Source organism: Streptomyces sparsus (assembly GCF_054776295.1).
Window position 1 is genome coordinate 1 of sequence record NZ_BAAHCA010000115.1, and the last position, 9,044, is coordinate 9,044.

Sequence of the window (9,044 nt, forward strand, 5' to 3'; positions counted from 1 at the left end):
GGCGGTGGCGGGCGTGGCGGAGGCGTGTGACGCGTATGCAGGAGCGCCAGGAGCGCCGGCGGGGCCGGTGCCGTGACCGGCGGGGTGGGCCGTGGCCGGCTGAGCGTCGATCGGGGCGGAGCCGGTGGTGGGGCTCTGCGGAGTCGAGGAGCTGGGCAGTGCGGCGGGGAGCGCCGCCTTGGGGGCGCTGGCCGCGCTCGGCAGTGCGAGGGCTCCCGACTCCCCGTGAGGGGCGGAGACGGCGGTAACGGACAGGTGGGAGTCGGCGGCGGTGAGTGCTCGGGGCGCGGCTGCGGAGGGGCGGCCGTCCGCCCTGGCCAGCGGGGTGACGCCGCTGCGGTCACCGGAATCGCCCACCTCCTCGGCCAGCCGGTGCATGAGGATGCCGTGCCGGTAGGCGGTTTCCCCCACCGTCGCGCAGTCGCTTCCGTAGACGGCGATGCGACCACCGGACTCCCGGACCACCTCCAGCGGTTCGGCGCGGTGACCACCGGCCGGACGGGCGGCCGGCACCGGACTGCGCGCCTCCTGCACGAGCAGCGCACCGAGACGCTCCGCGTGGGGGGAGCTGACGACAACCCTGGGGCGGAGCCGGGTCCGGGCGAAGTCGGCCGCCTCCTGGTCGGCGACCAGGCGACCGGCTTCCAAGGTGATCACCTGGTCGGCGAGCCGGGCCGCCTCCTTCGGGTCCCGGTTGGTGGTCAGTACCAGGCCGCCCTGATCGGCGTACTCGCGCAGCAGGCCGTGCAGCCAGGCGGTTTCCCGGGGCGAGAGCCCGTGGCCGGGTTCGTCCAGCACCAGGGTGTGCGGGTCACCGAGCAGCGCGGCGGCCAGCCCCAGCCTGCGGTCCATGCCCAGCGAGAAGGTGCCCAGCGGCTGGTCGGCGAGGCCGCTGAGCCCGACCACGTCCAGCATCTCGTCGGCCCGGGCCACCGGCACCCCGGTGACGGCGGTGAGCATGCGCAGGTGGTTGCGGGCGGTGCGGCCAGGATGGCCCGCGACGTCACCCAGCACGATGCCGATCTCTCGGGCGACGTGCGGGACGCGGTGCAGTGGTCGCCCGCGGAAGAGCGCCACCCCCCGGCCGGAGCGCAGTTGCAGCATGAGGCGCAGCGCGGTGGACTTGCCGGCCGCGGGCGGGCCGAGCAGGGTCGTGATGCGGCCCGGGCGGGCCTCGAACGTCAGGTCGTCGACGGCGGGTGGTCTGCCGCGGCGGGGGGCGTCGGTGAGTCCGATTGCCTGAATCATCGCTTCTCCCGCGAACGCATGGGGGACGCATGCAAGATAACGCGATATGTCCGTTTTCTTGGTAGCTGGGCTCCCGTACCGGGGTGTCGGTGCTGCCACAGCGTGACGATCAGTCAGGGGCGGGTGGGCGAGAGGCCGAAGGCCGACGGTGGGAAACGGGCAGGCGTGGGAAACGGGCAGGCGTGGAGGGCTGTGCCGGGCGCACCACGCCAGCGTGCCTGTCGCGCGTGCTGGTGCCGGACGGCCTGCACCGCGCGGCCTCCGGAGCGAGGCAGCCGGGACGGAGAAGCCGGGTTGGAGTGTGAGCCCGGGCCGGGGTGGGCCGTCAGGCCGACAGCGTCAGACCTCCGGCCGGAGCATGGGGGGATTCAGCAGCGTGGCGCCGCCGGCCCGGAACAGCTGGGCGGGACGGCCGCCCTGACGGGTGGTGGTTCCTCCGGTGGGGACAAGGAAGCCGGGCGTACCGGTCACCTTCCGGTGAAAGTTCCGCGGGTCCAGTGCCACACCCCAGACGGCCTCGTAGACCCTGCGCAACTCCCCCACCGTGAACTCGGGCGGGCAGAAGGCGGTGGCGAGGGAGGAGTACTCGATCTTGGAGCGGGCGCGTTCCACCCCGTCGGCGAGGATCTGCTCGTGGTCGAAGGCGAGCGCGGAGGTGTGCTCTCCCGGTTCCGACCTGCGGCCGGCGCCCGTGGTGAGCAGCGTGGTGACCGATGCCCAGCGGGCTGTCTGCGCGTCGCCACCCGAGGTCGGCGCGGGAAGGTCGGGCGCGAGAACCAGGTGAGCGACGCTCACCACCCGCATCCGGGGATCCCGGTGGGGCTCGCCGTAGGTGGCGAGTTGCTCAAGGTGCGCTCCGGCCTGCTGCCCGTCCCTTTCGTGCACCCGCAGGCCCGTCTCCTCGGCGAGTTCCCTGGCCGCGGCGGAGGAGAGGTCCTCGTCGGGCAGGACGAACCCACCGGGCAGTGCCCACCGCCCTTGAAAGGGCGGTTCACCCCGTCTGACGGCGAGCGCGCACAACTCGTGCCGACGCACGGTGAGCACGACCAGGTCGACGGTGACGGCGAAGGGCGGGAAGGCCGACGGGTCGTAGGGCATGCCGTGATCATAGTCGTCTGCCTGACGATAAACAGGGTGACGACGTGACCGTTGGGCGGAGCCCGAAGCTGCGGTCCGTGGCGCCTGGCCGTAAGCGGTGTGTGACCCGGGTCGCCGACAGTTCGGCCATGGCCGCCAACTCCCCCCGGCCTGCCCCGACCGCGGAAGGCGGGCACTCACACTCCGAGTTGGAGCCCGGCTCCGGCCTCCTCCACCACCCCCACTCCGAGTCTGCTGACCCGCACGGAGAACGGCATACCTCCGACCCGGAGCCCGGTGAACCGCGTGACGCCCAGGGGCGCGGAGGGCATCGGGCGGACGGACACCGTTCCCGCAGGCACGTCGGGCCGCACCCCTACGACTGCCAGCAGCATCTGGATCGCGCCCGCCGCTGCCACCGCTGCGGGGCGTGCGGCGGCCGGGTGCGGGATCGGCACGCCACCGGCAGACCGCTGCTCCACGGCGTACATCTCCGGCAGGCGGTGCTCGAACCGCTCCGCAGCGTCCAACAGTCCGCGCAGCAGCGACACCGCTTCCCGTTCGTAACCGGCGGCAGCCAGCGCGGCCACGGCCGTCGCCGTCTCCTGACTGCGGACGGCACCGCTGCGGTGCCCGAAGGCGTGGTGGCCGGGCTCAGCGGCCCCCAGACTGCGCAGCCCCCAACCGGAGTCCATCGAGGGGTCGCCGAGCAGACGCGCGAGCTGCTCGGTCTGCACCTTGTCCAGCAGGCCGGGTGCGTGGTCCCCGCCGGCGTCCAGGCCGGTGTCGAGCAGCTCCACCGCGGTGGAACCCAGCCGCGCCGACTGGCTGCCTTCCCGGGTTCGCCAGGCGAGGGGACGGCCTCCCCGGGAGTCGTCCTGCCAGAAGTCGGCCCGGAACCGGGTGCGCAGTCCCGATGCCCACTCCCGCCACATGTCGCCTCCGGGGCGGCCGGTGGCGTCCAGCAGGCCGGCTCCCAGCAGCGCCGCCCGGTGGGCCTGGGCCTGGCCTTCGCACCGATACGGGCCCGACGGCACAGGGTCGGGCACGTATCCGTCGGTGCGAGCGACGCGGCGCAGCCAGTCGAGACAGCGTTCAGCAGCGGGCAGCAGCGCCTCGACGTCGGCCTCCGGCAGCCCCCAGCGGCGTGCCTCGGCGAGCACCACGGGAAACATGAGGGTCGTCTCCACCGCTGTGCAACTGGGCGGCGTGAGGGGGCCCGACTGCCGCAGGGAGCCGGGCATGCGGCCGCGTTCCGGCCCGTCCGCCGTCAGTTGGCCGCGAGCGAGCAGCCGCAGAGTGGTGGCCGCGAGTGACGTTCCCAGTGGCAGCAGCATCCGGGCGGCGCGAAGCGACTCGGCAGGCGCGAGCACACATCGCCATGGCACGCCCGCGGCCAGGTGCACGTCTGTCGGGTGATCCGGGTCACGCAGCAGTAGTCCCTGCAGGTCGTCGAGGCTGGCGCGCAGCAGCGCGGGTACCCGTGGGTCGTCGCAGTCGGCTTCGGCCCGATGCCAGGGGAACGCCGGGGTGTCCGGTCGAGGGCCGGGCAGCGCGACTGCGGACCGTGGTCTCCTCGCGGTACTCGACGCGGTGGTGGGGCTCTCCAAGGTGAGGGTGAGGACGATGGTCCGGCTGCCCGCCGCCGGGATGTCCAGTTCCCAGCGCAGTGAGCCGGTGGCCGCCAGGGCGGTGTCCGGGGTGGGGCGGGCCACCACGACGGCTCTCTCCCCGCCGGCCGACCAGCACAGTCCGCTGCCGTGCACCGCGGCGGGCAGTTCCGCGCCGGGACATCCGACCGCGACTGCGGCGAGCTCGGCAAGATCCGTGCCCAGGCTGATCTCCACCGGGAACCTGAGGGCCCGCGAGGCGGAGTTGCGTACCTCGATGCGTTCGACGCCTTCGGCCTCGCGGGTGCGAACCACGGTGACGGCCGGGTCGGGGCCGCTGTCGGCGGTGGTGCGCGCCGCTGCCACGAAGCGCGCCCGGCCGGCGCCCGTCATGCGGCCCTGCAAGGGAACCGGCTCGCGGCCCGCAAGGGTCAGTCTGAGCGTGGAAAGGACCCTCCGGCCGCTGCGGTAGAAGCCCTCCAGGCCACGGCCGGTGAGTTGGCCGTGCTCGGCGGAGACCGCGATGGCCGGTGCCGCGACACAGATCATCAGGGCGTGCACCGGCTCGTGCACGGACGGACGTGGAGGCGTCCGCGGGCGGGCAGGCGGTCGGGCGCCGGGAGTGGAGGTGGGTGTCGGGCGCATGGGCGTGCTCCGGTCTTTCTCGCGCGGGCGGAATCGTGCGTCGAGCTGACGGGGGTCGGTGGGTGCGGCGACCTGCACTGCGGTGAACGCTTGCACCGGGGGCCTGGTCACGCCGTCCGTGGCGATCGTGCGTCGTGCGAGGCCCGCTGCTTTCGCAGGCACGACCGCAGCGGCTCGGGATCCAGGCCGCCGTTGCAAGCGGAGTGCAGCAACCTGGCGAAGACGTAACCCGGGTCGGCTTCCAACGCCAGCCCGAAGGCGACCCGCGCGCCGGGTTCGTCACCGCCGACCCACGCCACCCACCCCGCCAGGGTGAGCGGGGCGGCGGCGTGCTCGGCGTAGGAGCCGACGCAGCGGCGGCTCAGCGCCCGCCACAACCGAAGTGCCGGCTCCGCCTCCTGGTTTTCCATCCATTCCGCGGCGCGGTCCCTCGTCAGGCGATCCTGGAGGCCAAGGATGAGCGTGGCGGCCTCGGTGTCGGAGAGCAGTGCGTCGTCAGCGGCGTCAGCGGCATCGGCGGTGAGCCTGTTGACGGACCGTGACCCGTTACGGAAGCGGTGCAGCATCCGGAGACCCAGTTGCAGGGTCTCCTTGCGGACCTCGGCCCGATCGCTCTGGGCCAGCATTCGGGGCAGCAGGGCTGCGCCGGCGTCCTCAAGAACCTCTTCCTGGCTCTCCGCCCGTGGGCCGGTGAGCGGCTTCAGGCGGGCGGTGAGCTCCCGCAGCGAGCCACGGACCTGGATGCCCGCGTAGGCGGCGGCCGCCGCCATCGCCGAGCGGCCCACCGGCGCCAGCGGAGAGCCCTCGGACGGGCAGCAGCGGAGGTCGGGGCAGCAGTACGACCAGTACCTGCCCGCGGAGAGGCAGAGGGCTTCGTGCACGGGCATCTCCAGCCGTCCGCAGGCGGTGCGCAGCTCCTGGGCCAGCGGCCTGAGCCGCTCCATGACGAGCCGGCCGCTCTCCCCGGGAGCCGGTTCCTGGCAGAGGTAGACCACGGCTCCGTCCGGGCGGCCGCCCCGGGCCCGGCTGTTGTCCAGCAGGCATTCGGCGACCTGCCGGGCGGTGTCCGGCCACTCCTGCGGGAGGGCGGGGACGCCGAGGCGGATGCGGCCTCCGAAGCGGCCGCTGTCGCCGTGCAGACCGGCGACGACGACCGAGTCGTCCGGGTGGTAGCCCAACAGGTACGGCAGGGCGTCGGCCAGCTCGGCGGGGCCACGCAGAGTGACGCGGTTGTCGACGAGGGACTGGGCCTGGATGGGTCCGATGTGTGTCATGCCCCGACGATGGACCCGACGGGCGATCGTGCGTCGTCCGTCATCCACAGCCGGCGTCGATCATCTGATGATCTACCGCTTGTCCACAGGGCCGGCTCGCGTGTTGTCGGCCCCATCGGGTTGCATGGGGTCATGACTGCCGAAAATCTGCGCGCCGAAGCCGACGCCGTCCTGTCCCGCCTGGTGGGTAAGGGCGACGCCGAGGTACGCCTGCGCCCCGACCAGTGGCGGGCGATCGAGGCGCTGGTGGCGCACCACCGCCGGGCCCTGGTGGTCCAGCGGACGGGTTGGGGGAAGTCGGCGGTCTACTTCGTGGCCACCGCGCTGCTGCGCCGCCGGGGCGGCGGGCCCACGGTGATCGTCTCCCCGCTGCTCGCCCTGATGCGCAACCAGATCGAGGCCGCCGCGAGAGCCGGCATCACCGCCCGGACGATCAACTCCGCCAACACCGAGGAGTGGGAGCAGGTCCAGGCCGAGGTGGCGGCGGGCGACGTCGATCTGCTGCTGGTCAGCCCGGAGCGGCTCAACAACCCCGACTTCCGCGACCAGGTGCTGCCCCGGCTGGCGGCGGCCACCGGCCTGCTCGTGGTCGACGAGGCCCACTGCATCTCCGACTGGGGGCACGACTTCCGCCCGGACTACCGGCGACTGCGCACCATGCTGGCCGAGCTGACCCCGGGGGTGCCCGTACTGGCCACCACGGCCACCGCCAACGCCCGGGTCACTGCGGACGTCGCCGAGCAGCTGGGCACCGGGCTGGCGTCGTCGTCCGAGGACGGTCAGGCCCGGGAGGCCCTGGTGCTGCGCGGTCCGCTGGACCGCGAGAGCCTCAGCCTGTCGGTGGTGCGCATGCCGGACGCGGCGCACCGGCTCGGCTGGCTGGACAGCCATCTCGACCAGCTGCCCGGCTCGGGCATCATCTACACGCTGACGGTGGCGATGGCCGACGAGGTGGCGGCCTACCTGCGGCAGCGCGGGCACCCGGTGGCCTCCTACACCGGCCGGACGGAGAACGCCGACCGGGAGGCCGCCGAAGCAGACCTGCTGGCGAACCGGGTGAAGGCACTGGTCGCGACGTCGGCTCTGGGAATGGGGTTCGACAAGCCGGACCTCGGCTTTGTCGTGCACCTCGGCTCGCCCTCCTCTCCCATCGCCTACTACCAGCAGGTCGGACGAGCCGGTCGCGGGGTCGAGCACGCCGAGGTGCTGCTGCTGCCCGGCCCGGAGGACGAGTCCATCTGGCGCTACTTCGCCTCGCTGGCCTTTCCGCCGGAGGAGCAGGTGCGGCGCACGCTGGACGTGTTGGCGGCGGCGGACCGGCCCCTCTCGCTGCCCGCGCTGGAACCTCGGGTGGAGCTTCGCCGGTCCCGGCTGGAGATGATGCTCAAGGTCCTGGACGTGGACGGGGCCGTACGGCGGGTCAAGGGCGGCTGGACGGCCACCGGCCGACCGTGGCACTACGACACCGAGCGGTACGCCTGGGTGGCACGCCAGCGCGAGGCCGAACAGCAGGCCATGCGCGACTACGCCACCACCGGCGGATGCCGCATGGAGTTCCTGCGCCGGCAGCTGGACGACCCGGACGCCACCGCCTGCGGCCGTTGTGACAACTGCGCCGGGCCGCGGTTCACCGACGAGGTGGCCCCGGACTCGCTGGCTGCCGCCCGGGGCGAGCTGGCCCGCCCCGGAGTCGAGGTGGAGGCCCGGCGCATGTGGCCGACGGGACTGCCGGCCGTCGGGGTGGACCTCCGCGGACGCATCCCCGTCGACCAGCAGGCTTCGACGGGGCGCGCGCTGGGCCGGCTCAGCGACATCGGCTGGGGCAACCGTCTGCGCCCCATGCTCGCCCCGGGCGCCGACGACTCGCCGGTCCCGGACGACGTGGTGCAGGCCGTGGTGACGGTGCTCTCCGACTGGGCGAAGGGCCCGGGCGGCTGGGCGACCGACTCCGCGCGAAGCCGTCCCGCCGGCGTGGTCACCGTCGCGTCCCGTACCAGGCCGGTGCTGATCCGGTCGCTGGGTGAACGCATCGCCGAGATCGGCCGTATGCCACTGCTGGGTGAGGTCGGGTACGCCCACGAGGGTGCGTCGAACGGCTCGCGCAGTAACAGCGCCCAGCGGGTGCGCGGCCTCAGCGAGTCGTTGACGGTCTCGCCGGAGCTGGCCGCGGCGGTGGCCGCAGCGCAGGGGCCGGTGCTGCTGGTGGACGACTACACGGACACCGGCTGGACGCTGGCCATCGCCGCCCGGCAGCTGCGAGTCGCCGGTGCGAAGGAGGTGCTGCCACTGGTGCTCGCCGTGCAGGGCTGAGGGGTTCCGCGGCACCGGCCGGCCCGGGCCCGGCCGGACGCGTTCCGCGGAGCAGGCGGGCAGCGGACAAAAGTGGGCCCACCGCCTGATTCAGGCCGCTCAGCGAATTTACTCGTTGCCGTCCGCGGGTACGGGCTACGAGAATCTGTATGACTTCCGTATCAGGGAAGTCCCGTCCTCGAGGCACTGTCGCGGTGTGCGCCCATGCCCGACGCCGTGTCGAACCATGGGCGCAGACACAGGGGTACGCATGGCCTTCAGCACCACTTCCGGTCCGGCCACTCACACCGTCTCCCGGCTCGGGCGCACGCTGGAGCCGGCCGAGTGGGTCTCGGCAGGCATCCCGCTGCTGCGTGACCCGCGCGAGGTGGTCAACGGCCTGCACCTGCGCCATCGGCCGGTTCCCGGCACGGTGATGGTCGCGGTGCTGGAACCCGACGAACGGTTCGCGGCCAGCGCCTCGTTCACCCACCGGGTGGCACAGTCCGACGGCTGGGAGTTCCGCAACGCGTTGCTGTCCCGTCTGCGCCGGGTCATACCGCACGATCTGCGTCGCCGCGCGCCGGTCCGCACGGCCGTGATCCTCAGCTGCCGTGACGGGGACGAGCACTGGACGGAAGAGGACGGCGCGTGGATGTGGGCCCTGCGTGACGCCTGCTCGCTGCACGGGCTGCGGTGCGGCGCCTACATCACGCTGACCCCCTCCGGTTGGCGGGTCATGGGAGAGGACCGCGGCGGCCGGCGCCCCTCCGCGAACAGCCACAGGCGGCGGACCGGCGCCGAACACGCGGCCACCGAGCGGGTGGGCGCCGGGGCGGCCGGCATCAAACCGGCGGCAGGTTGAGAGGCCGGGCACAACCCCGGACGCTGGTCAGCGCCT

At 73.3% G+C, this 9,044-nt stretch carries 6 protein-coding genes; 2 read left to right on the plus strand and 4 right to left on the minus strand.

Going from position 1 to position 9,044, the window contains the following annotated elements:
* The 4 genes from ACYVE9_RS08960 to ACYVE9_RS08975 form a co-directional block, all read right to left on the minus strand.
* On the minus strand, nt 1-1,248 hold a 1,248-nt coding region (locus ACYVE9_RS08960; protein WP_461027214.1), incomplete at its 3' end, for an ATP-binding cassette domain-containing protein.
* Nucleotides 1,249-1,587: 339 nt separating this feature from the next.
* The gene (locus tag ACYVE9_RS08965) at nt 1,588-2,346 is read right to left on the minus strand and encodes an NUDIX hydrolase (RefSeq protein WP_461027215.1); all 759 of its coding nucleotides are present in this window, start codon (nt 2,344-2,346) and stop codon (nt 1,588-1,590) included.
* A 176-nt stretch (nt 2,347-2,522) separates the two neighbouring features.
* Nucleotides 2,523-4,508: a glycogen debranching N-terminal domain-containing protein gene (locus ACYVE9_RS08970; protein ID WP_461027216.1), complete on the minus strand. Its 1,986-nt coding sequence runs from the start codon at nt 4,506-4,508 to the stop codon at nt 2,523-2,525.
* 179 nt (nt 4,509-4,687) lie between these two features.
* Entirely contained in the window at nt 4,688-5,854 is a 1,167-nt protein-coding gene (locus ACYVE9_RS08975) for a DUF4192 domain-containing protein (RefSeq protein ID WP_461027217.1), read from the minus strand.
* A 132-nt stretch (nt 5,855-5,986) separates the two neighbouring features.
* Between ACYVE9_RS08975 and ACYVE9_RS08980 the strand changes: the two genes are divergently transcribed.
* Both ACYVE9_RS08980 and ACYVE9_RS08985 read left to right on the plus strand, forming a co-directional pair.
* Nucleotides 5,987-8,164, plus strand: coding sequence for a RecQ family ATP-dependent DNA helicase (locus tag ACYVE9_RS08980; protein WP_461027218.1), 2,178 nt, complete (start codon nt 5,987-5,989; stop codon nt 8,162-8,164).
* A gap of 250 nt (nt 8,165-8,414) precedes the next feature.
* Nucleotides 8,415-9,008 carry a hypothetical protein gene (locus ACYVE9_RS08985; protein WP_461027219.1) on the plus strand — a complete coding sequence of 198 codons (594 nt, stop codon included), beginning with the start codon at nt 8,415-8,417 and terminating at the stop codon, nt 9,006-9,008.
* The last annotated feature ends 36 nt before the right edge of the window (nt 9,009-9,044 follow it).

Coding starts and splice junctions, on each gene's coding strand:
- ACYVE9_RS08965 (WP_461027215.1), bottom strand. CDS start 2,346: ATGCCCTACGACCCGTCGGCCTTCCCGCCCTTCGCCGTCACCGTCGAC.
- ACYVE9_RS08985 (WP_461027219.1), top strand. CDS start 8,415: ATGGCCTTCAGCACCACTTCCGGTCCGGCCACTCACACCGTCTCCCGG.
- ACYVE9_RS08975 (WP_461027217.1), bottom strand. CDS start 5,854: ATGACACACATCGGACCCATCCAGGCCCAGTCCCTCGTCGACAACCGC.
- ACYVE9_RS08980 (WP_461027218.1), top strand. CDS start 5,987: ATGACTGCCGAAAATCTGCGCGCCGAAGCCGACGCCGTCCTGTCCCGC.